Raw genomic sequence first — 22,575 nt, forward strand, 5'->3', positions numbered from 1 at the left:
TGTGGCGCGGCGTGTCAAGCGCCGGAAAAGGGGATCACCAAGCCGCAGCTGGCCGGGCCAGCCCGGGGCGAAAGCGCTCGGCTATACCGCGATCACACGGCGCTTCTTCGCACCAGCGCCGCGTCGAGCGCCCAAACGAAGAGCAGGGAAATGCCCATAAGGGGAAACACCGCCCCAAGAAACGCCAACCCCGCGACCCATCCCCGCAGGGATGACGGTGCGGTCAGGCGTGCCGGCGCGCCCAGCGCATTCCGGGGGCGGCGTTTCCACCACATCACCGAACCCGTGACGGCCATGGCCGCCAATCCGATCGAGATCAACGCGCACAGCATCTGGTTCGCCAGGCCGAAGTAGCGACCCATGTGTAGCGACGTTCCGTACGACACGACCCTCGAGATGGCGCCATAGTCATCGTAGCCAATGTCTTCCAGCACCTTGCCGCCGTACTGGTCGATATGCAGCGTGCGTTCGTCTCGTGGATCGGCAGGGAAGTACGAAACCGTATAGACGCCGGTCGGGCCCGATGGAAGCGCGACGTCGTAGCCGGAAACGAGTCCGCGGGATCGGGCTATGCCGACCACCTGGTCCAGGGTCAGCGGAACGGCGGCAAGGCCCTCGTGGCCCGAGGTCGGCACGGCGCTGGCGCCGACCGCCCAGGGCGTCTGCGATAAGGGTAGATCGTCCATTACCATGCCGGGCATGCTCTCCGCCGCGTGTCCATGGTGGCCACCGTCGCCGTGGTCCTGTTGCAAGGCCGGATGTGCGGATTGCCCTGGAATGGCGGACCGCAACGGCGTATCGCCCCACGCCCCAGGGGGCGAGCCCATATTGACCCGCGTGGCCAGCGACTGCAGGTTCCTGCCCCACGATCCGCTCCAGGGCAATCCCGTCAAAATGAAGGCGACCGCGCCGACCGCCAGCCATATCCCCATCACTGCATGCACGCTCTTCCACAAGGGACGGCCCCGCAAGGAGAAACGCGGCCATAGCGTACCGCGCCAAGTGAATGCCGTCCTCGGCCACCATAGCGCGACACCGGTTCCCACCATGACCAGCGTCCAGCAAGCCGCGAGCTCCATGATGAGTTCCCCGGGTTTGCCGATCAGCAGCTTGCGATGGATCATCCGGTCGACCTGCATGAACCGGCGCTCGACGCTCAAGTTTCCCAGGACTTGGCCGGTGTAGGGGTTCACATAGACGCTGCGTTTTTCGCCGTCCGGATAACGGAATACGAACTCCGCGCTGCGCGCCGGGTCTCTGTCGATGGAGGCCGCGGCCGCCAGCGAACCGGCCGGAGCCGCGGCACCGGCGCGGGCCAGCAATACGTCATCGCTCAATCGCGCGGCCTGTACCGGCGCGACAGTGAGCAGGTGTGGATACAGCAACGGCTCGATCTGCGGCTGGAAGCAGTACACGGTCCCGGTGATCGCAAGCACGACCAGAAAAGGCATGACGAACAGGGCGGCGTAGAAGTGCCAACGCCAAAGCGTGCGGTAGTTGCCCGCGCTTGGGGACAGGGGCGCGGGCCGTGGATTTGTCGGAGTGTTCATGTTCTAGAACTGGTAGTTCATGGTGAGCTCGACGCGGCGGCCATCGTCGATGAGCCATTGCGTCTCGTTGTAATAGGCGGTCGTGGCATAGTGCCGATCGAACACATTGAATCCCCGCAAGGTAAAGCTCATGTCACGCCGTGCCTGCCATCGCAGTGCGAGGTCCGTGGTGGCGTAGGAGGCAAGCTCGAGCGTATTGGCGCGATCGGCGAAGCGGCGGCCCACATAGCGCAGTCCCGCTATCGCCGTCCAGTCGGGCAGGAAGCGCCAGCTCAGCCATACATTGGCCAGGCGTTCCGGCACATTGGTCGGCACGTTGCCATTCCGGGAAACGGCTGTTCCCCCTACGGACTCCGTGAAATCGTCATAGCGAGCCCTTAGCACGGTGGCGTTGGCGTCCAGGCTCCAGTTGCGGGCGAAGTCCAGCCGCAAGCTGGCCTCGATGCCACGGGAGGACTGTTGGCCGACCTGAACGCTGACCGTGGGGTCGGTCACATCCGCCGTCAATAGATTCTTTTTGACGATGCGATAGGCCGCGAGCGTGAAGTCGCCCTTGCCGTCCCAGAAATTCTGCTTGACGCCCACTTCCACCTGCTTGCCGGTGGCCAGCTTGAAGTCGCTGGTGGACGGATTCATCATGAGCAGCGCGCTGACCGGGTCGGCCATTTCGGAATACTGGCCGTATACCGCGAGGTCCGGCGTGAGGTCGTACACCGTGCCCAGGCGCCAGCCGACATTGGTGAAGGTCTTGTCGAAAGCGCGCACGTCCTGCACCAGATCTTGCCGCGTGACCTCCGCGTGGTCGTAGCGTATTCCCGCAAGGATCGACCATGCGTCCGTCAATGTCAGCCTGTCCTCGGCGAAGAGCGCGTACTGGGACGACTTGTTCCTGTAGCGTGGCGTCGTTCCCGCGACATTGATGAAGTCGCCATGATCGAAATCGTAGGGGTCGACGAATGACGTACCCGAGTACGGCGAATTATTGGTGTGTTTGAACGCGCTGTGGTTTACGTCGAAGCCTATGGAGACCTGGTTCTCCAATCCCAGCAGACGGCTCTTGAAGGTGACATCTGTGGTGTTGCCGATCTGGGATTGGTCGTGCAGGATTTCCGTGTAGGAGGATCGTTCAATAAGGCCGCTGGAAGGCAGGTAATCGTAGTACTCCGCGTCCCGCCAGTGGCGGTGGCTGTCTATCTGGTACAGCCGGCTCCGCACGGTGGTATTGGCGTTCGGCGTCCATTGCGTCGACAGCTCCAGCCACCGGTCGTCGTACTTGATCATCGAATCGCCGACGTTATAGTTCTTCCTGCGTATCGAACCATCCAGCTCGCCGTCTATCAGGGGCGTGCCGAAGTAGCGCATCGGCTCCTGCCAACCCTGCGCATAGCTCAACTTGACCCACAGGTCTGGCGAAACATCCAGCTGCAATGCGCCCGACACGCTCAAGTTGCGTGAGTCGCCCATATCCACCCAATTGCCGGAATGGTTGCCGCTGATATCGAACCGGTACGACAGTTTGTCGTTGATGGCGCCGCCGCTGCCAAACCCAAGCCGCTGCGTATCCTCGGTGCCGACGGTCGCCTGGATTTCGTTTTCGACGGGACCGCGCGTCGGCTTCTTGGGTATCACATTGACCACGCCGCCGATGGCGCCTTCCCCGTAGATCACCGAAGCCGGGCCCCGCAGTACCTCGATATGGTCCACGGACCAGGTATCGAACGGGAACGTGATGCCGATGCCGCCGTACTGCCGCACACCGTCATACAACTGCATGACGGAGGTCGAATCGGTGAAACCCCGCACCGACAGGGCGGATCCGCCATTGCCCGGATGCGCGATATTGCTGAACCCTGGTGCGCGGCTGATGGCATCGATCAGGCTGGAATCGCCGCGCTCATCCAATTGCTCGCGCGTAATGGTGTCGACGCTGGCCGGGGTCTGAAGGGGAGTGAGGCCCAGATTGGATCCGGTCGACGCAGGCTGGCTCAGCGGCGAAACATCGTCCGTGGTCACGGATATCGGGGCGAGCGTTGTGACGGCGTCGGCTGCGCGCGCAGCGCTTGCGGGGAAAAGGAACATGGGCAGGCAAAGCGATGGAAAAGCCAGGCGCGCGGCGAACAGTGCCGCGCCGGGAGCAGCTGGAAGGATTCTCATGGTTTCCTGAGGTACGGTGAGTCGCGCGCACGGCTCCGCCGCACCCCCCATGGGGAGGCGCGGATGGTGGCCAGCCTCGCTATCGGATATGCGGATCCGGGCCGGAGTGAGCGAGCCGGCAAGGCACGGTCACGGCGTAGGCCGCGGACTTGGGTCCGCCTTGGCGACGTCCGCCCGGCCTCGGAGATGGCTCATGGCCAGTCGAAGGTGAATCAGGAAATGAAGGGCGGCGCGCGCGGTGCGTGCGCGCGCCTGGGCTGGTGCGTCTGCGGCAGTTCTATGCCGGCATCGGTATAGACAGACGCCATCGCCGGCAATGCGGCAATGAACACCGCCGCGGTGGGCGGGATGAAGGGAAGGTGATGGACGAGCGCGCAATAAGGGCAATGCTCGTCGCCCGCGACTGGATGCGAGGACGGTTCTTCAGCGGCGATCGATATGGCAATCGCGTGCGTCGCACTCGTTTCGCTGCAGAGCTCGACCCATAGCGTACGGCCCGCCCCGGAGGCCAGCCACTTGGACACGGTAGGTGCGATGGCGCCGAAGCACATGGCGCAAAGTGCGAGCCATGTGGCGTATGTGCGCAATCGCATTGAAATTTGCATGCCGCTGTGAAGTGTCGAGCGGGTGTCCGGGGTCGGTGCGATTCTATAGACGTTGCGGTCTGTGTCAAGTGTGGAGTGTCAGTGCCGAGCTCGCCGGCCGATGCGCTGCTGGCGCGGAACTGCAGGATCAACTGCATTGGGTTGACCGGCGGATTCTTCAGCCCGTCGCTGCTTGGCTGGGTAAAGACGGCTACGGGCAGTCTCGACCATGGGCTTTATGCCATCGCCGCACTGTTGACGCTGGGAGCCTTGCTGATCGCATTCGTCGTCAAGATGGACGGGAGCGGGACAGCCTGATATCGGCAGGCTGCGGGCGCGGAGGCCAGGAGGAGTGAAGCAACCTGCCTCCCAGCGGGAACTATAGGCATTGTGTCGATCACGACATGCGGCGGCGGAGTCGCCGCCGCCGGAGACAGGCCGCACTGTTCCGATTCACCGAAAGTTTCGCAAGCGATAAGGTCCCGCACACGATGACATTTTCCAGCCACGTTACAGGCCGGTTGGCCGATGCCGCCATTGGCTCCTCCATTGACGCCGCGATAAGCCCCGCGAATACCCCCGCCGGTACCGACGGAGGAGAGGCGCGGCAAGCGCCGTGGCCCATGGCCACGGCGTTTTCGACGTATGAAGCGGCCGCCGCCCCCACCGGCGGCCAGGGCTCCCTCGGATACACCGATTCCTCGTCCGTCAGGCGTCGCCGCGAGATCTGCCGTGCCCCCAACTGGCTCGTCGGTGCCGTCACAACGATGATCCGGTTTTCCACGGCGGGAGCGTCCGACCTCGTGGTTGCGGCGAATCGGGAAGCCGTCGCGAGCACCTTGGGCGCGCCCTCCTCGAAGTTCGCGAACGCCGACTGCACGACAGCTCCCAGCATGTCCGACTGCCAGCGGCAGTCCGAGTCGGAGCCCTTCAGCGGCGGCACGGCTGAAGACTTGCAGCGGTGGCAGAGTCGGCTGGACCCGCTCGACGGTTTGATCTCTTTCCGCGGCAAGTATCGTAGCCTGGCCGTTATCCAGCAGTTGCGCCGCAAATGGCGCGATGGCCGGTTCGCTGTCCTGGCCCGAGCCCCTTACCAGGATTGGCGGCGCACCGATTCCTATGCCAGCTTCATGGATGCGGTGGTGGCGGAACTCAAGGATAGCGGCGACTACGACCGGCTGGTCGACCAGCGCCTGGCAATCGGCAGGCGAACCCCCAACTACGAGAAGGATATTCGCACCGAGCTGCTGCTGAACCCGGGCAAGGACCGCCACTGGGTGGAAACCGCCATGCATGATTTCCTGGCCGACTGGGAGCGGTTCAAGGGGGATACCGGCGAATCGGGCGTTCTGGGCAGGAAGCTGGTGCTATGGAAGCTGCTGGAGGGCGAACGGACCGCGACGCAAACGTAAACAGGGCCAACAGCGTCGATTGTCGATTCACATGCCCGTGGTTCGTCGTATCTGCGGACCGATCGGGTCCGTGGACCTGGAGAAGACCATGCGTACGCTCACCGTTTCCGCTTTCATCAGCCTGGACGGCGTCATTCAAGCCCCTGGAGGGCCGGAGGAAGATCGCAGTGGCGATTTCCGGCTGGGCGGCTGGATCGTTCCCTATGCCGACGAGGCGACCGGCCAGAACCTGCGCGACGTGCTTGCGCAGCCGTTCGAGTTGCTGCTGGGGCGACGAACCTATGACATTTTCGCGGCGTACTGGCCGCGCGTGCCGGCCGATTCACGCAGCGGGGCCATCGCCGAACTATTCAACCGCGTCCCGAAGCACGTGGCCACGCATCGATCCGCAAGCCTCGACTGGCGGAACAGCAATGCGCTGCAGGGCGACTTGACCGGCGCGATACGCCTGCTCAAGCGCCAGGAAGGCGCCAACTTATTGACGTTCGGCAGCGGCGACCTGGTCCGCCAGCTGCTGGCCGCGGGCCTCGTCGATGACCTTCGCCTTTCGATCTACCCCGTCATGCTCGGGCACGGCAAGCGCCTGTTCGGCGATGATGCGGCGGCGTCCGCCTTCCACCTGGCGCACTCGATCCAAACGCCCGGCGGCGTGCTGATCACCCGCTATACGCGCGCCGGCGAGGTGCGCACGGGCGCATTCGAGGAAGTCGATTGACGAGTCGTGCATACTGGTCACCGCAAGTACCTCCTGCACCATCCTGCGAAGTTTTGGAAAAATCCGCGCAGCGGGAGAAGTACTTGCGTGCGGGGCGCCCGGGCGCGACGGCGCCTGCCTGCCGCCGGCGCGGCTGGCGGCATCGTCTACCGAGGAACGCATACCTGCCATGTCTGACCCCTATTGGTCTCTTTTATTCGGTGCGCTGCTCATTGCCATGGTGCTGGGAGGGTCGCAGCTCGCCCGTCTTTTGTTGAGCGGCGCCGCGGTCTATCTGTGCATTGGATATGCGCTGGGTCCCGGTTTGCTCGGTTTGTTTACGCCGGACCCCTTTCGACATGCCGATGTGCTGGCACGGGTGGCGGAGGTCGCTCTGCTGATCTCGCTATTCACCGTCGGATTGCGCATGGGCGTTCCCATGCTGGACCGCAGGTGGATCCTGCCGGTGCGTCTTGCTTTCGTTTCCATGGCGATCACCGTGGGGCTGATCGCCGTGGTCGGCGTGTGGGGCCTGGGCATGTCGGTTGGCGAAGCGGTGCTGCTGGGTGGGATCCTGGCGCCGACCGACCCCGTGTTGGCTTCGGGCGTAAAGACGGATCGGGGCTCGGACCCGGATCACCTGCGCTTCAGCCTGGCAGGCGAGGGAGGCCTGAACGACGGGACCGCGTTTCCCTTCGTGATGCTGGGGCTGGGCCTACTGGGCCACCACGACCTTGGAAGCGGGGCATGGCGCTGGGCATTGGTCGACCTGGCCTGGGGCACCCTGGGGGGGCTGGCCATAGGGGCAGGGCTGGGGGCGCTGATAGGGCGGCTGGTCGTGTACCTGCGCACGCGGCACCAACAAGCGGTGGGACTGGACGAGTTTCTTTCCCTGGGCCTGATCGCGCTGACTTATGGGGCGGCCCAGGTCTGCCTGGCATCGGGTTTTCTCGCTGTCTTCGCGGCGGGACTGGCGCTTCAACGTGTCGAAGAACAGCCACGCCGGGGCAGCACGCCGCTGGGGGCGCCGGAAGATACGACGGGCCACAGCGACCGGGTGCTGGCAACGCATTCCCACCATGCAAGCGCCGAGATGACTCGTGCGGTGCATTCCTTCAATGCGCAGTTGGAAAGGCTTGCGGAATTGACCCTGGTACTCCTGGTGGGCGCCATGTTGCCCTATGCGGCGCTACGGACCATGCAATGGTGGTTCGTCCCGCTCCTCTTCGTGGTTCTACGTCCGCTGGCGGTGATCGTCGGCACCGCATGGAGCTCCCAAGGGTGGCGTCAGCGCGCGATGACGTCCTGGTTCGGCATCCGCGGGATCGGGTCGATCTTCTATCTTATGTTTGCCATCCGCCATGGTATCGAGCCCGGCCTGGCGGAGCAGTTGGTCACGATCACCCTGGTGACGGTCGCTGGCTCCATCCTGCTTCATGGGGCATCGGTGCGGCCCCTGCTGAAGCGGTGACGCACCTGGGTGCGCGAGGCGCGGCTTCCGCGGCGCCTCGGACGCTGGTTCACGCGGGAATAAGGCGTTCCGCCTTCAGCCGATCGAAGAGGTCGAAGAAGGCATCCGAGGTGCTCTGGTACAGGAGGAAGCCGGCCTTGCGGCTCTTCGTCATGTCCGTGACGACTTCCATCGGGCGTCCCAGGTCGGCATCGGTGTGCCACCAGGACGCCATCTTTCCGATGTCCGGTTCAAGCAGGCCGTGCTTGGCGGCGATCTCGGCCCAGGCAGGGCCGGCGTCCCGCATGCGGCCTTCCAGCGGCCGCACCGTGCCATCGAAGGGGGCGGCCTCCAAGCCGAAGTAATCGGCAATCTGGCGCCACATTGTCTTCCAGCGGAATACGTCGCCGTTCACGACATTGAAATCTTCGTTGCGCGCCGCGTCGGTGGTGGAGGCCCATTCGAGGTGACGCGCGAGCAGGCGCGCGTCGGTCATGTCCGTCAGGCCGTGCCACTGCGCCCCCGACCCCGGAAAGACGAACGGCTGGCCGGTATGCCGGCACAGGGTCGCATACACCGCCAGGGTCTGTCCCATGTTCATCGCATTGCCGACAGCGAAGCCGATGATGGTATGAGGGCGGTGCACGCTCCAGCCGAAACCATGGCGATCGGCGGCCTCGAAGAGGCGGTCTTCCTGCTCGTAATAGAAATTCTCGACCGGCTGGCGGCCCTGGGACTCCCGAAACGGCGTATCCGGCACGGCGCCGGATGCGTAGGCTTCGAAGGGACCCAGGTAATGCTTGAGCCCGGTCACGAGCGCGGCGTGCCTGAGCGTCCGATTGCGCCCGAGCGGTTCAAGGACATTGCGCACCATGGCGCCATTTACGCGGATGTTCTCCTGCTCGTTTGCCTGGCGGGACCATGCCGTAAAGAAAACGTGGGTGACGTCCAAACCCGCCACGGCGGCCGAGACGGCATCGGCCATGGTGAGGTCCGCGATGACCGGGGTGCACCCCGGGACGCTGGCGGTGCGCCCGCGCGAGAGTCCATGGACCGACCAGCCCGTCGACAGCAGGCGCTCCGCGAGTGCCCGGCCGATGACGCCGCTGGCGCCGACAATCAATGCTTTGTTCATCATGTGTTCGCTCCGCATGGGTATTGCGCCAGCATACTGCGATCGCGATGGTTGCCCGATCGGCTGGCCTGCGGGGCGCTTGAGCTGGCACCCCGTCAGGCCGGCCGCGCGGGGGCTTTGTAGGTCAGCGGCAGGCCGGCGTTCGCGACCGCACCCACGAAAGCTTCGCCGGGCAGCCAGGAAGCCACGGCGGCGCGCAAGGCCAGCAGCGCCGGCAGGTCGATGCCGGTGTCCAGCCCTTCGGATTCCAGCAGGAAGACCGTGTCTTCCGTATTGATGTTGCCGGTGGCGTTCGGCGCAAAGGGACAGCCTCCCAGTCCGCCGATGGATGCGTCGAAGGCGCGCACCCCCGCCTCCAGCGCGGCCAGTACATTGCTCAGCCCCAGGCCGCGCGTGTCGTGGAAGTGGCAGGCCACGGGCACGTCCCCGCAGCGAGCCATGACCTGCTTCATCAGGCCGCGCACCTGGGAAGGGTGGGCGTACCCCACGGTGTCGGCGATCGTCAGTTCGTCGGCGCCGGCATCCAGCAGCGCGTCGACCAGGCCCAGGACCTGGGCCGCCTGCACCTCGCCGGCGATGGCACAGCCGAACGCGGTCGCGATGCCCGCGCCCAGCCTGACGCCGGCGTGCCCATCTGCGCGCCGCGCGGCGACGATGCGGCGGAAGTCCTCCACCGATTCAGCAGTGGAACGCCGAACATTCTTCAGGTTGTGGGCTTCGCTCGCCGACAACACGTAATGCACCTTGGGCAGTCCGGTCGCCATGGCGCGCTGCGCGCCTTTCAGATTGGGCACCAGTGCGGCCGGCGTCAGGCCGGGGATTTCCAGCGCACCGCGCGCCACTTCTTCCGCGTCGGCGAACTGCGGCACGATGCGCGGCGGCACGAAGGAGGTGACCTCCACATGGCGGCCGCCGGCGTCGGCATAGCCGCGGCACCAGGCCAGTTTGCGTTCCGCGGGCAGTATCTGGCTTACCATCTGCAGGCCGTCGCGCGGCCCCACTTCCCTGACGTCGACTCGATTGTCCATGATTGTGCTTCCTGTTTCATGCCGGTGGCGCCGGCGCGCCACCGGAGTGCGGCGTTGGCCGCCTCAATGCCGGGCGGGCATGCCGGTGGCGGGCACGGCGGTGTCCAGCGGTTGGTGCTGGGGCCGCGCGGCCTTCTCGCTGGCCACCATGCCGGTGGCGAAGCGGATGACCGCCACCGCGCCCAGCACCATCAGCAGCGACACCGCGCCCAGCCCGCCGACCATGCTGCCGGTCCAGGTCTTGACCGACCCGATGATCATGGGGCTGACGAAGCCGCCGAGCAGTCCCACGCAGTTGACGATGGCCACCCCGCCGGCCGCGCCGCGTCCGCGGATGTAGTCGGTGGAGATGGCCCAGATCAGCGGATTCGGAGCCAGGATGCCGGCCGTGGCGACCGACAAGGCGATCAGCGACAGCGTCAGGCTGCCAGGCGTCATGGCGGCGGCGATCAGGCCAAGCGCGCCCACGAGCATCGCGCCGCCGCAATGCCAGCGGCGCTCCATGGTGCGATCGGAATGGCGATTGAGCAGAACGAGGGCCACCCAACTGACGAAATACGGAATCGCCGAGTAGGCGCCCACCGCCAGGGGAGTGCCGACGCCGGCGTTCTTGATAAGCGTCGGCAGCCAGAAACCGATGGCGAAGACGCCGGCGATCTGCGTGAACCATACGAAGCCCATGAGGTACACGCGCGGGTCGCGCAGCGCACGGGCGAATGTATGCTCCGCGTGTGCGTCCGTGACGCCGGAGCTGTTGCGCAGGTCCGCCGACACCTGCTCTTTTTCCGCGGCGCTGAGCCAGCGGGCGTCCTCGGGACGGTTGTCCAGGTAGAAATAGGCGATGATGCCCAGCACGCTGGCCGGCAGCCCTTGCACAATGAACATCCACTGCCAGCCGTGCAGCCCATGCCAGCCTTCGAAGTAGGTCATCAGCCAGCCCGACATCGGGCCGCCGAACAGGCCGGCGATGCCCGTGGCGCAGGTGAACAGGGCGATGACCTTTGCGCGCCGCTCCACCGGGTACCATCGCGTCAGGTAGTAGATGACACCCGGGTACAGGCCGGCCTCGGCCAGGCCCAGCACGAAGCGCACGACGTACAAGTGGCTGGGCAGCGTGACGAAGGCCGTGCCCGCCGCCACCAGACCCCATATGACCATGATGCGCGAGAAGGTCAGCTTGACGCCGATGCGCGCCAGCAGCAGGTTGCTGGGGATTTCCATCAGGACGTAGCCCAGGAAGAAGATCCCGGCGCCGATACTGTAGGTCAGGTCGCTGAACCCCACGTCGTGCTTCATGTCCAGCTGCGCAATGCCGATATTGATGCGATCCAGGAAAGCGAAGGTGTAGCAGAGGAACAGGAACGGAATCAGCCGGCGTGTGATGCGCCCGTAGGTCCGGTCCGCCTGTACGGCGTTCTGGTGTTGTTGCTCCATGGTCGTTGTCTCCTCCGGCTGCGGCCGGTTATGGAATGGCGCGGCAGCGTTCTGCCGTGCTCCGGGCGGTCCTGTGCGGCCGCAGGCGGGATTGCGCCGACGGCCGGCACGGCCTCTGTCGTCAGCGTCCGCTGAACACCGGCTGGCGCTTTTCGTTGTAGGCGTTGATGCCCTCCAGCCGGTCGGCCGTCGGGATGAGGCGGTTGTAGGCTTCGATCTCCACGAACAGGCCGGTATGCAGGTCGGCCTGCATGCCGAGGTCGATGGCTTTCTTGGCCTGCATGATGGACAGCGGCGCGCTGGTGCAGATGTCGCGCGCCGCGGCGATGGCATCGTCCAGCACCTGGCCCGGCTCGGACAAGTGGTTCACCACGCCCCAGGCCAGCGCGTCTTCGGCGCTGAACCGCCCGCCGCGGAAGATAAGCTCCTTGGCGCGTCGCGCACCGATTGCGCGGGGCAGTTGCTGCGTACCGCCGCCGCCGGGCATGATGCCGCGCTTCACCTCGGTAAAGCCGAACACCGCGTTGCGCGCCGCGTAGGCGAAGTCGCAGGCCAGCAGCAATTCCAGGCCGCCCGCCACGGCGGCGCCATTGGCCGCGCAGATCAGCGGCAGGGGACACTCCGTAATGGCGCGGTTCATGCGTTCGAACAGGTAATGCTGGCGGCCGAATTGCGCGTCGCTCATGCCCTCGCGCTGCTTCAGGTCGGCCCCGCCGCAGAAGGCTCGGTCGCCCGCGCCGGTCAGGATCACGCAGCGATAGCATTCGGGATCGGCATGCAACGCGCCGAACACATGCAGCAGTTCGTGGCCCATGGCGGTGCTGATGGCGTTGGCGACCTGCGGCCGGTCGAGGCAGACGACCAGTATCCGGCCATCCACTTCCCGCAACCGCAGCGTTTCGAGCGCTGCGGGGTCCAGCTGTTCCGTGATTTTCACCATGTCTCCTGTGCAGTCATCATCAGTCGGGGCATCATCAGTGCGCCGCCGGCGTGTCGTCGTCGCCCCGCGTGTCATCGTTCCCGCGCCATCGTCGATGCGTCGTCATCGGCGCGTGCCAATGTATCGTTGTGCTCGCCCAGGCGCGGCGTGCGCCCGATGGCCGCCGGCCGTTCACCGCCGAAGGACATCGGCAGGCCAACGATCCGGGCCGCGCCATCCGACGTCCATTTCAGGATGTCCAGCGCCTGGGTCTGGGGGTGTTCCACCACTTGGTCCATGGTGTGTATGGGCCCGCACGGCACGCCGGCCTCGTCCAGGGCGGCCAGCCAGCTGCGGGCAGGGCGGGATGCGAAGACCGGCATCAACCGGTCCATCAGCGCCTGCCGGTTGGCCACGCGCGCGCCGTTGGTGGCGTAGCGCGGGTCGCCCGCGAGCTTCGTGGTGCCCAGCACGTCGCACAGGCGGGCGAACAGGCGGTCGTTGCCGGCGGCCACCATGATGGGTGCGTCGGCGCACTCGAACGCCTGGTGCGGCACGATGGCGGCGGTGCCGGAGCCCCAGCGCCCCGGCAGCACGCCGTTGGCCAGGTAGTCGGCGATCTGCATGCCGGCCCAGCTGAGCGCCGTCTCGTACAGGGACACGGAGACGACTTCCCCCTCGCCGGTTTGCTCGCGCCGCAAGAGCGCCGCCAGCACGCCAATGGCGGCCCATAGCCCCGTGCCCATGTCGTTCACGGACACGGGGATGCGGCTTAGCGGCTCACCGGGGCCGCCCATCAAGCTCATCAGGCCGCTCAGGGCCTGGACCAAGGGGTCGTAGCCCGGTTTGTCGCGCAGCGGGCCGGCCTCGCCAAAGGCGCCCAGGTTGCAGTACACCAGCGACGGCTTGGCGGCGCGCAGTTGCGCCGCACCCAGGCCGTACTTGTCCAGGCTGCCTCGCTTCAAATTCTGCAGCACCACGTCGGCGCGCGCGTCGATCAGCGCGCGCAGCCGCGCCACCGCCTGCGGGTCGGACAGGGACATCGCCACGCTGGCCTTGCCATGGTTGACGGCGTGGAACAAGGCCGCCGCCCCGTCGATATACGGCGGCCCCCAATCGCGCGCGTGGTCGCCGCCATCCGGGCTTTCGACCTTGATGACTTCCGCGCCCAGGCCGGCCAGCACCATGCCGGCATAGGGCGCGGCCAGGCTGTGGCCTATTTCGACCACGCATATACCTTCCAGGGGCAGGGATCCGGCCATGGCGCGCCGCTCCTATTCCGCCGTGGCGGGCTGCGCAACATCGGCCTGCGCCTGCGCCGGATGCGGGTCCAGGCCATAGAGGGTCCGCGCGGCGTGGACGCTCACATAGCCGTCCGCCACGTCGGCCGCCACGTCCTCGCGTCGCCGTTCCAGCGGATCGCCATAGCCGCCGCTGCCCGCCGGACTGACGACCACGCGGTCGCCGCGCTGCAGGACGGTCTGGCCGCCCTTGGCCGCGATGGGCGCCTGCGTCCCGTCGGCGCGATGGACCATGCAGGTGAAGGGCGACCCCGCCATGCCGCCGAAATAGCCCTCCGGGGCGGAACGGCCGCGCTCGCCGGACACCGTGAAGGTGGCTTCGTCGTACTCCACCCGGTACACACGGCGCGAGGTCAATCCGCCTCGCTGTCGCCCCGCCCCGCCGCTGTCCGTCACCAGGCTCCACGCTTCCACGGTGAGCGGCGAAGTGCGTTCTATCATTTCGACCGGCTGGCTGCCGGCGTTGCCCACGTACACGCGGATGCCGCTGACGCCATCCTTGTCCGGACGCGCACCCATGCCGCCGGCATGCACGTCGTGCATGGTGACGAACTCCTGCCCGGTCTGCGCCACGCGGCCCGCGTGCGTATCGCGGCCGCTGAAAATGCCCGCGCAGGACGCGCAATTGCTCTGGCCGACGATGCGGTCCGGTATGGCGGGGGCGAGCGCCTTCAACAACATGTCGATCACGCGCGGCGAGGTCTCCGTATTGCCGGACACCACCGACGCCGGATACTGGCAGTTCAGCACGCTGCCCGGCGGCGCAATGATGGTGACCGGCCGATAGCAGCCCTGGTTGATCGGGATGCTGATGTCGGTTATGGCCTTGACCGTGAACCAGGTGCTATTGCAGGTGACGGACAGCGGGCAGTTGACGCCGCCACGCACTTGCGCGCCGGTACCGGTGTAGTCGAATGTCATGTGGTCGTCGTCGACCGTGATCTTCACTTTCAGCAGCGGCCGCTCCTGCTTCCAGCCCGGCGCTTCGATGGGATCGAGATACTCCTGCGCCTCGTAGACGCCGTTCGGTATGCGGCCGATGGCCGCGCGTATCAGCTTTTCCGAATGGTCGAGGCTCTGGCGCATGGCCGCCGCCAGGTCGCGGACGCCATACTTGGCGATCAGGTCCAGCAGCCGCCGCTCGCCGACATAGGTGCCCGCGTACTGGGCCTGGATATCGAGCAGCAGCTCATGGGCGTTGCGGCTGTTGCGCGTCAGGATCTCCAGCACGTCGCGCACCACCTTGTCCTCGCGATAGAGCAGCACCGGGGGGATGCGTATGCCTTCGGCGAAGACGTCCCACGTGGTGACCGTGTAGCTGCCTGGTGATTGGCCGCCGATGTCGGTCCAGTGCCCGCGCGTCATGACGAATGCCACGATATCGCCATCGACGAATACGGGCCGGGTGAACTGTACGTCGGGTTGATGATTGCCGCCACCGACGTAGGCATCGTTGCTGACGATCACGTCGCCGGGACGGAGGCGGTCGCGGCCGATGGCCTCCACGGACGCGCGTGTGGAGATGACCGCCGACCCCAGCATGGTGGGAATATCGTTGCCCTGGGCCACCAGTTGCATGTCGGCGTCGAAGATCGCCGCGCTGGAATCGCCGCTGGCATGCATGAGCGGGCTGCCCGCCGTGCGCATCATGGCGATCTTCATTTCCCGCGCAATGGCGAACAGGCTGTTGCGGATGATTTCGTAGGTGACGATGTCCATGCTCGTGCTCATAGTCTTCCTTGTTTCCTTGCCTAGGCGGCCAGCTCGATGACCAGGTTCAGGTTCTCGTCGACCACGGCGCTGTGGCGGGCGCCCAGCACGGCGCAACTGCTCTGCTCCTCGATCACGGCGGGGCCGTCGACGCGGCCGCCCACCGGAATGGCGCCCCGGCGGAACACGGGCAGCGAGCGTGTATCGCCGTCCTGGTACACCTGGCGCGAACCATGCGCGGCCACCGCGCCCGTCGCGGGCGGCACCACGCCGCCGCGCCAGCCCGTATCGGCCACCAGTTGCAGGCGCAGGTTCGCGACCACGATGGGCTTGTCCGCGCTGGTGAAGTTCCACAGGCGCTGGTGGGCCGCTTCGAACTCGCGTCCGAGCGCCTCCCGCATGCCGGTTTCCCCGGTTGGCGCGGGAACCGTAATCACGTCCGGCTGCCCGGCGTAGCGGCAATCCGCCAGTCGCAATACGCGCGCCGTGGAAGGATCCACGTCCAGGCGGCGCAGTTCTGCGCTGCCCTGGTCCAGCAAAGCCTGGAAGCCCTGCCACAGTTCGCCGTCGTTCAGTTGGTCCAGGCCGCGTTCCAGCGGGCGCTGGTAGTCGTACTGCTGGTCGGCCACCGTCATGCCGAAGGCACTGAACAGTCCCGGCAGCGGCGGCACGATGACGCGCCGGATACCCATTTGCTGCGCCAGGTCGACGGCGTGCACCGGCCCGGCGCCGCCATAGCAGATGTAGGCGAATTCGCGCGGATCGTAGCCACGCTCCACGGTCATGATGCGGATGGCCTGCGCCATCAGGGCATTGGCCACGGAGCGCACCGTCTGCGCCGCTTCCTGCACGCTCAGGCCCAGTGGCCGGGCCAGGTGCGTTTCCACGACGCGGTGCGCGGCCTCGGCGTCCAGCTTGAATTCGCCGCCAAGGAAGCTCGCGGGGTCGATATATCCGAGGACGACATTGCAGTCCGTGACCGTGGGCCGTTGTCCGCCGCGACCGTAGCAGGCGGGACCCGGGTCCGCTCCCGCGCTTTCCGGCCCGATGCGCACGCCGCCGCCGGCGTCGATCCAGACGATGGACCCGCCGCCTGCCCCCACCGAATCGATGTCGATACTGGGGCTGCGTACGGCATAGGTATGGAGCAGGCTTTTGTTGCGCACTTCCGGACGGAAGTCGCGGATAAGCGAAACGTCGAAAGTCGTGCCGCCCATGTCGCCCAGGATAGCGTTGCGCAGGCCGCCTTTCTCGCAACTGCGTATGGCGGCGCTGACGCCGCCCGCCGGCCCGGATTCCAGCAACACGATGGGGCGGTCCGCCACCATGGCCGGACTGGCCAGCCCGCCGTTGGACTGCATGAACAGGAAGCGCCCCTTGAAGCCCAGCTCGGCCAGCGCCTGTTCAAGGCGGTTGATGTAGCGGCCGCACACGGGACCCAGCATGGCGTTGATCACGGTGGAGCTGGTGCGCTCATACTCCATGATTTCCGGGTTGACCTGGTGCGATGCGCAGATGAAGCGGTCGGGCAGCAGGGATCGCAGCAACTCCAGCGCCTGCTGTTCATGGACCGGGTTGACGTGGGCATGCAGGAAGGACACGGCCACCGCTTCCACGTCGGAGCCGGCGATACGCCCGGCCACGGCGCGCAGGCCTTCCAGGTCCAGCGGCGTTTCGACGGCGCCGTCGAAACGCATGCGTTCGTCCACCTCCAGCCGCCAGCGGCGCTGTACCAGGGGCCGCGGATTGTCGAACATCAGGTCATAGAGGTCGGCGCGGTCGTGCCGGGATACGCGGCGCAGTTCCAGGACGTCGCGAAAGCCGCGCGTGGTGACCAGGGCGGTCAAGGCGCCGGCTGCCTCCACCACCATATTGGTGGCCATGGTGGTGCCATGCCCCAGAAAGCCCACCTCGTCGCTGCGGGCGCCGGAGATCTCCAGGATGCGCAGGTAGCCCTGCGTGGCGCCCACCACCCGGTCGCGCGGTGTCGTCGGAACCTTGGTCGACCAGATACGGCCTGTCACGTCATCCACCATCACGACGTCGGTGAACGTGCCTCCGACATCGATGCCTATTCTCTTCACGTTGTCTCTCCACTTCGGTTCTGCGTGGATCTGGCGGCGCAGCATCGCTGGCTCCGGATCATCGTGCCAGCGCGGCTTCTGGCGCGGACGGGGCTGCGCTATGATCGACGCCCGCCCGGCGACGGACGCCGATGGTGCGCCGCATTGCACGTCGCACCGGCATCGACAGGGAAAGTGTAGTGACGGGGAAGGGCGCCCGATAATGAAACGTTCCGATCGCGTGAATCACCGGAGTTATATCCGTGATAACCAGTACCGATTCCATCCTGCGGCGTCTGCGCGGCAGCCACATCGCGCTGCTGATCGCGCTGGACGACTACGGTTCCCTGCGCCAGGCGGCGCAGCACATTGCGCTGTCGCAACCCGCGACCACCAAGGCGTTGCAGGAGATCGAGTCCATGTTCGGCGCCGATCTGTTCAACCGATCGCCGCGCGGCATCGAGGCCAATGAACTTGGCCGCTGCGTGGTCCGGCATGCGCGGGCGCTGCGCGCCAGCGTCGGCGCCTTGCGCGACGAGTTGACGGCGATCTCGCGCGGCAGCGGGGGCACGATCACCATAGGGGCCGTCATGGGTTCGGTGCCGACATGGCTGACGCCCACGCTGGGCGCGCTGCGGCGGGCGCAGCCCCACGCCCTGGTGGAAGTCTGGGAGGACAATAGCGCGCGCCTGCTTTCTATGCTGGACCAGCGCAACCTGGATGTAGTGATAGGGCGCACCAGCGTCAGCGTCCATCCCGAGGCCTACGACTTCATTCCGCTGGAAGTGGAGGAAATGTGCTTCGTCATCGATGGGGCGCATTCCTATGCGCGGCGTACGGCGTTGCGCCTGCGCGATATCGCCGGGCATCCATGGATCGTTCCGCAGGCGCAGCTACCCTTGCGATCCCTGCTGGAACAATTGTTCGCCGACGAGAACCTGCCCTTTCCGGCCTATGCCATCGAGACGTCGTCCACCTTCGCCACGCTGTCGCTGCTGCGCGCGGAGGAAGGCACCATCGGCATGCTTCCATTGCCCGTCGCGCGCTACTTCGCCGATTGCGGCCTGATAGGCATACTACCGATCAGGATCGCGCGCACGGGCATGCCCTATGGCATCGCCACACGGCGCGGCGTCCCGCTGACGCCGGTGGTCGCGGCCTTCATACGCCTGTGCCAGGCGCGCGGAGAACGCCGATGGGTGAACGATGCGTGTGACAATGCGACCACGGAAGGCGGTACTCATGCGGCAACGCCGTGATGTACAACCCGGACATTGGAGTCCGGTAGCTTAACCAAAGCGACGCGAAGGCGAGATCGATGAACAGCAAGCATGATCAGGCGTTGGCGGCGTTCGACGCTTATAACAGCACGGATCCCCACGTTTTCGAATGGGAGGGCACGCGGCATCCGCGGGAGCTCTTCTTCGCCCGGCGCTTGTACGAATGGGTATTGCGCCTTTGCCCGCATGCCTCCGAGCCGTTGGTCCTGGCATCCCGCAGCCAGCATATCGGCCGCTGGGAGGTTCCGCGCAACAGTTATCCCGACGGCCGTGCGGGCTATCTCGCCTGGCGCCGGGACTTGATGCACCACCATGCCGATAAGTCGGGAGAAATCCTGCGCGGCCTGGGATACGAGGAACCGGTCATCGATAGGGTGCGCTCCATCATCTCGAAGAACGGCATCAAGCGCGATCCGGACGTGCAGGTCATGGAGAACGGCCTATGCCTGGTCTTCCTGCAATACCAGTACGAAGATTTCCATAAGGCCAACGCCGACAAGATCGTCGATATCCTGAAGAAGTCATTGCTGAAGATGGATGCGGCAGGGCGTGGCGCGGCGCTGTCGCTATCCTATTCGGAGCAGGGCATGGTGTTCATCAAGGACGCATTGGCGCAGATTTCCGCCTAGACGTACGCGGTGCGCTGATAAGGCCCCGCCGGTCTCACGGCCGTCCTAGGGTATCCACCAACCCGCGCCGCATTGACACGGCGCGTCCGCAATCCTGATAATCCGCTACAAGCGTGCGACAACAGCGTCGCGCGCCACGCAGCAGGACTGCTGCTTCAAACACCGGCTATGAAAGCCCTCGAATCGCGCTTCCCGCGTGGTCGAGGGCTTTTTGTTTTTGGAGTTTCCATGTCGTCTACCGATCCCAACGGCGAGCGTGTGTTTCCGGATACCGTCGTGGCGGCTGTGCAGATGGACTGCCGCATCGGCCGCAAGGCCGATAACGTCGCGCGGTCGCTGGCGCTGATCGAAGAAGCGGCGGCCCGGGGGGCTGTCATCGTCGTCCTGCCGGAGCTGTCCAATACAGGCTATGTCTTCGACAGCCGGCCCGAGGCCTTCGCGTTGGCCGAAGCCGTTCCGGACGGCCCCACCACGCAGGCCTGGATGGCGGCCGCCGCACGCCTGAATATCCACATCGTGGCGGGTATCACCGAGCGCGCCGGGGACCGCCTGTACAACGCCGCCGCCGTCGTCGGGCCGCGCGGTTATCTGGGCACCTATCGCAAGCTGCACCTGTGGGGCGAGGAAAATCTTTTCTTCGAGCCCGGCGACCTGGGCCTGCCCGTTTTCGATACGGAGCACGGCCGGCTGGGCGTCGCGATCTGCTACGACGGCTGGTTCCCGGAGGTCTACAGGCTGCTCGCCATGCAGGGCGTCGACATCGTCTGCATGCCGACGAACTGGGTGCCGATGCCGGGGCAGGACCCGCGCCATCCCACCATGGCGAACACACTGGCGATGGCGGCCGCCCACAGCAATGGCCTGAACATCGTCTGCGCCGATCGCGTCGGCGTCGAGCGGGGCCAGCCGTTCCTGGGGCAGAGCCTGGTGGTGGACGCGCAGGGCTGGCCCTTGGCCGGGCCCGCCAGTCCGGACCAGGAACAGATTCTCTACGCCTCGATCAACCTGAAGCGTTCGCGCGCCGCCCGTCACTTGAATCCCTACAACGTCGTGTTGCGCGACCGTCGCGACGATGTCTATCGGGTGGTTCTCGGACCGGGACCCGCGAAGGCAGGCTAGGGTCCCCGTTCGCCCCGTTTCCCGCCGATGGCCCATGCATCGGTCAGCCCTTACCTTTCACAGGATCGACGATGAAAACCACCGCTGCTTTCCTTGCTTCCCTGCTGGCGACCGCCGGCATGCTGGCCCCGGTTGCCCACGCGGCCGACCCCATCCGGATCGGCGTCGCCGTCGGGCTATCGGGCGCCAACAGCGTCGTCGCGCCGGCCGCTGTCCAGTCCTCGCAGCTCGCCGTCGATGAAATCAATGCGGCCGGCGGCATCCTGGGCCGCCAGGTGCAGCTGGAAATCGCCGACGACGGTTCCGGCGCCGTCGGCGCGCAGAAGGCCTTCGACACCCTGGTGTTCCAGAAGAAAGTCGATGCCATCATCGGCATGGAAACCAGCGCGGCCCGCAGCGCGGGCCTGCCCGTGGTGGCGCGCGGCAAGACGCCCTACATCTACACGTCGTTCTACGAAGGCCGGTCGTGCAGCAGGTGGCTGTACGTCAACGGCTGGGTACCGGAGCAGCAGGTGGCCCCCGTGGTGGATTACTTCACCGCGCACCTAAAGGCGAAGACCTTCTTCCTGGTCGGCAGCGATTACTCCTTCGGCCGCGGCATGCTGGGCTTCACCCGAAAGTACATCGAGCAGAAGGGCGGCAAGGTGGTGGGCGAGGAATACCTGCCCATGGACGGCAGCGACTGGACCGCCGTGATCTCGAAGATCCGCTCCGCCCATCCCGACGCGCTGATCAGCTCCACGGCCGGCGGGGCGCCCAACGTGTCGCTGGCCAAGCAACTGAAGGCCGCCGGTATCGGCATTCCCTACGGCAACCTGGCCATCGACGAAGGCACGGCCAAGACCATGGGGGATGTCGCCGCGGGCATGTACTTGTCCGCTTCCTACCTGACCAGCATCGATACGCCGCAGAACAAGCGTTTCCTGGACGCGATGCGCAAGAAATTCGGCGCGGAACTGAAGACACCCAATGAATTGTCCGAGCCGCAGTACGAAGCCTTCTTCCTGTACAAGGCGGCGGTGGAGAAGGCCGGCACCACCGATTCCGACAAGGTGATCCCGGCGCTTGCCCAGGTCTCCTACGATGGCCCGCGCGGGACGGTCCGCATGGACAAGAGCCGGCACGCGGCCCTCAACATGAACCTCGGCCAGATCCAGTCCGACGGCTCGGTGAAGATACTGCAGACCTTTACGGCGGTGGATCCCGGCGTGCAGTGCCCCAACATCAAGTAATGCGTGCTGGCGCGGGCTGCGGGGCCCGCGCGCGGAGACCGACATGGCTTTACTGCTGGACGTACTGACAACCGCCGCGATGCTGTTCATCGTGACGGTCGGGCTGATGGTGATCTTCGGCGTTATGAAGATCGTCAACTTCGCGCACGGGGCGCTGATTACGCTGGGCGGATACGTCAGCTACATCGTGACCCGGCTGGGCCTGGACCCCTGGCTGGGATGGCCGCTGGCCGTGCTGTGCGGCATCGTGGTCGGGATGATCGTGGAGTGGGTGGTCGTGCGCCCGCTTTACCGGCGTCCGCTGGATGCCATCCTGGCGACATGGGGACTGGGCATCGTCATCGGCCAGTTGATCGTGCTGGCCTTCGGCCGCGAGGTGCAGTTCGCCGACGCGCCGGTGTCCGGCATCTGGACTGTCGCCGGCACGGAGTACTCCGCCTATCGGCTGGTACTGGTCCCGGTCGCCCTGGCGCTGTGGGTACTGCTGGCCGGCTTGCTGAGCGGCACGCGGTTCGGTGTCAAGACGCGCGCGGTCATCATGAACGAACCCCTGGCCAGCGGCCTGGGCATCAACGCCGCGCGCATCCGTTTCATCACGTTCAGCCTGGGCGCGGGGCTGGGTACGCTGGGCGGCGCGCTGGTGACGCCACTGTCCAGCGTCGATCCGAATATGGGCGTCGGCTGGCTGGTCAGCGCCTTCATGCTTGTGATGGTGGCGGGCCACTCCATATCCGGCCTGATGCTGACCTGCCTGGTTTTCGGGGCGTGCCAGGTGCTGGTCAGTATTTACCTGAATCCGGTCCTCGGCGGCTTGACGATCGCCGTGCTGGCCGCGCTGACACTGCGGGTGCGCCCCAAGGGATTTGCCCATGACTAAGGCC

The 22,575-nt window shown here is 66.0% G+C and carries 19 protein-coding genes; 9 read left to right on the forward strand and 10 right to left on the reverse strand.

Annotation, left to right across the window (positions count from 1 at the left end):
* Window positions 1-92 precede the first annotated feature (92 nt).
* The 3 genes from BAU07_RS03585 to BAU07_RS03595 all read right to left on the reverse strand — a co-directional run bounded on the left by BAU07_RS03585 (window position 93) and on the right by BAU07_RS03595 (window position 4,297).
* The gene (locus tag BAU07_RS03585; protein ID WP_066654208.1) at window positions 93-1,550 is read right to left on the reverse strand and encodes a PepSY-associated TM helix domain-containing protein; all 1,458 of its coding nucleotides are present in this window, start codon (window positions 1,548-1,550) and stop codon (window positions 93-95) included.
* A gap of 3 nt (window positions 1,551-1,553) precedes the next feature.
* A complete protein-coding gene (locus tag BAU07_RS03590) occupies window positions 1,554-3,704 on the reverse strand; it encodes a TonB-dependent receptor (RefSeq protein WP_084025250.1) in 2,151 nt (716 codons plus the stop codon).
* A 212-nt stretch (window positions 3,705-3,916) separates the two neighbouring features.
* A complete protein-coding gene (locus tag BAU07_RS03595; RefSeq protein WP_066654211.1) occupies window positions 3,917-4,297 on the reverse strand; it encodes a DUF2946 domain-containing protein in 381 nt (126 codons plus the stop codon).
* A 93-nt stretch (window positions 4,298-4,390) separates the two neighbouring features.
* Between BAU07_RS03595 and BAU07_RS03600 the strand changes: the two genes are divergently transcribed.
* The 4 genes from BAU07_RS03600 (at window position 4,391) to BAU07_RS03615 (ending at window position 7,865) form a co-directional block, all read left to right on the forward strand.
* A complete protein-coding gene (locus BAU07_RS03600; RefSeq protein ID WP_066654216.1) occupies window positions 4,391-4,606 on the forward strand; it encodes a hypothetical protein in 216 nt (71 codons plus the stop codon).
* 203 nt (window positions 4,607-4,809) lie between these two features.
* Window positions 4,810-5,700 (forward strand): hypothetical protein, encoded by an 891-nt coding sequence (locus BAU07_RS03605; RefSeq protein ID WP_157121962.1) that lies wholly within the window; start codon window positions 4,810-4,812, stop codon window positions 5,698-5,700.
* Window positions 5,701-5,788: 88 nt separating this feature from the next.
* Window positions 5,789-6,415 carry a dihydrofolate reductase family protein gene (locus BAU07_RS03610; RefSeq protein ID WP_066654220.1) on the forward strand — a complete coding sequence of 209 codons (627 nt, stop codon included), beginning with the start codon at window positions 5,789-5,791 and terminating at the stop codon, window positions 6,413-6,415.
* A 169-nt stretch (window positions 6,416-6,584) separates the two neighbouring features.
* Window positions 6,585-7,865, forward strand: coding sequence for a cation:proton antiporter (locus tag BAU07_RS03615; RefSeq protein ID WP_066654222.1), 1,281 nt, complete (start codon window positions 6,585-6,587; stop codon window positions 7,863-7,865).
* Window positions 7,866-7,914: 49 nt separating this feature from the next.
* Here BAU07_RS03615 and BAU07_RS03620 read toward each other — a convergent pair whose 3' ends face one another.
* The 7 genes from BAU07_RS03620 to BAU07_RS03650 all read right to left on the reverse strand — a co-directional run bounded on the left by BAU07_RS03620 (window position 7,915) and on the right by BAU07_RS03650 (window position 17,455).
* Window positions 7,915-8,982, reverse strand: coding sequence for an SDR family oxidoreductase (locus BAU07_RS03620; RefSeq protein ID WP_066654224.1), 1,068 nt, complete (start codon window positions 8,980-8,982; stop codon window positions 7,915-7,917).
* Window positions 8,983-9,074: 92 nt separating this feature from the next.
* Window positions 9,075-10,007, reverse strand: a complete 933-nt coding sequence (locus tag BAU07_RS03625) for a hydroxymethylglutaryl-CoA lyase (RefSeq protein WP_066654226.1) — start codon at window positions 10,005-10,007, stop codon at window positions 9,075-9,077.
* 63 nt (window positions 10,008-10,070) lie between these two features.
* Window positions 10,071-11,441, reverse strand: coding sequence for an MFS transporter (locus tag BAU07_RS03630; protein WP_084025255.1), 1,371 nt, complete (start codon window positions 11,439-11,441; stop codon window positions 10,071-10,073).
* Between the two features lie 121 nt (window positions 11,442-11,562).
* Window positions 11,563-12,378: an enoyl-CoA hydratase-related protein gene (locus BAU07_RS03635; protein WP_066664713.1), complete on the reverse strand. Its 816-nt coding sequence runs from the start codon at window positions 12,376-12,378 to the stop codon at window positions 11,563-11,565.
* A 74-nt stretch (window positions 12,379-12,452) separates the two neighbouring features.
* Window positions 12,453-13,622, reverse strand: coding sequence for a CaiB/BaiF CoA transferase family protein (locus tag BAU07_RS03640; protein ID WP_066654228.1), 1,170 nt, complete (start codon window positions 13,620-13,622; stop codon window positions 12,453-12,455).
* A 12-nt stretch (window positions 13,623-13,634) separates the two neighbouring features.
* Window positions 13,635-15,380 carry a hydantoinase B/oxoprolinase family protein gene (locus tag BAU07_RS03645; RefSeq protein WP_084026016.1) on the reverse strand — a complete coding sequence of 582 codons (1,746 nt, stop codon included), beginning with the start codon at window positions 15,378-15,380 and terminating at the stop codon, window positions 13,635-13,637.
* A gap of 32 nt (window positions 15,381-15,412) precedes the next feature.
* Window positions 15,413-17,455: a hydantoinase/oxoprolinase family protein gene (locus BAU07_RS03650; protein ID WP_066664719.1), complete on the reverse strand. Its 2,043-nt coding sequence runs from the start codon at window positions 17,453-17,455 to the stop codon at window positions 15,413-15,415.
* 242 nt (window positions 17,456-17,697) lie between these two features.
* On the opposite strand from BAU07_RS03650, the gene BAU07_RS03655 reads away from it, so the two are divergent.
* The 5 genes from BAU07_RS03655 to BAU07_RS03675 all read left to right on the forward strand — a co-directional run bounded on the left by BAU07_RS03655 (window position 17,698) and on the right by BAU07_RS03675 (window position 22,571).
* Window positions 17,698-18,693: a LysR family transcriptional regulator gene (locus tag BAU07_RS03655; RefSeq protein WP_066654232.1), complete on the forward strand. Its 996-nt coding sequence runs from the start codon at window positions 17,698-17,700 to the stop codon at window positions 18,691-18,693.
* 59 nt (window positions 18,694-18,752) lie between these two features.
* Complete coding sequence (locus tag BAU07_RS03660) at window positions 18,753-19,343, forward strand: DUF4202 domain-containing protein (protein WP_066654234.1); 591 nt, start codon at window positions 18,753-18,755, stop codon at window positions 19,341-19,343.
* A 228-nt stretch (window positions 19,344-19,571) separates the two neighbouring features.
* Window positions 19,572-20,462: a nitrilase family protein gene (locus tag BAU07_RS03665; protein ID WP_066654236.1), complete on the forward strand. Its 891-nt coding sequence runs from the start codon at window positions 19,572-19,574 to the stop codon at window positions 20,460-20,462.
* 71 nt (window positions 20,463-20,533) lie between these two features.
* Window positions 20,534-21,694, forward strand: coding sequence for a substrate-binding protein (locus tag BAU07_RS03670; protein ID WP_084025257.1), 1,161 nt, complete (start codon window positions 20,534-20,536; stop codon window positions 21,692-21,694).
* Window positions 21,695-21,737: 43 nt separating this feature from the next.
* Window positions 21,738-22,571, forward strand: coding sequence for a branched-chain amino acid ABC transporter permease (locus BAU07_RS03675; RefSeq protein ID WP_066654238.1), 834 nt, complete (start codon window positions 21,738-21,740; stop codon window positions 22,569-22,571).
* Window positions 22,572-22,575 lie beyond the last annotated feature (4 nt).

It is taken from the genome of Bordetella flabilis, assembly GCF_001676725.1.
GTDB classification, from domain to species: Bacteria; Pseudomonadota; Gammaproteobacteria; order Burkholderiales; family Burkholderiaceae_B; genus Bordetella_C; species Bordetella_C flabilis.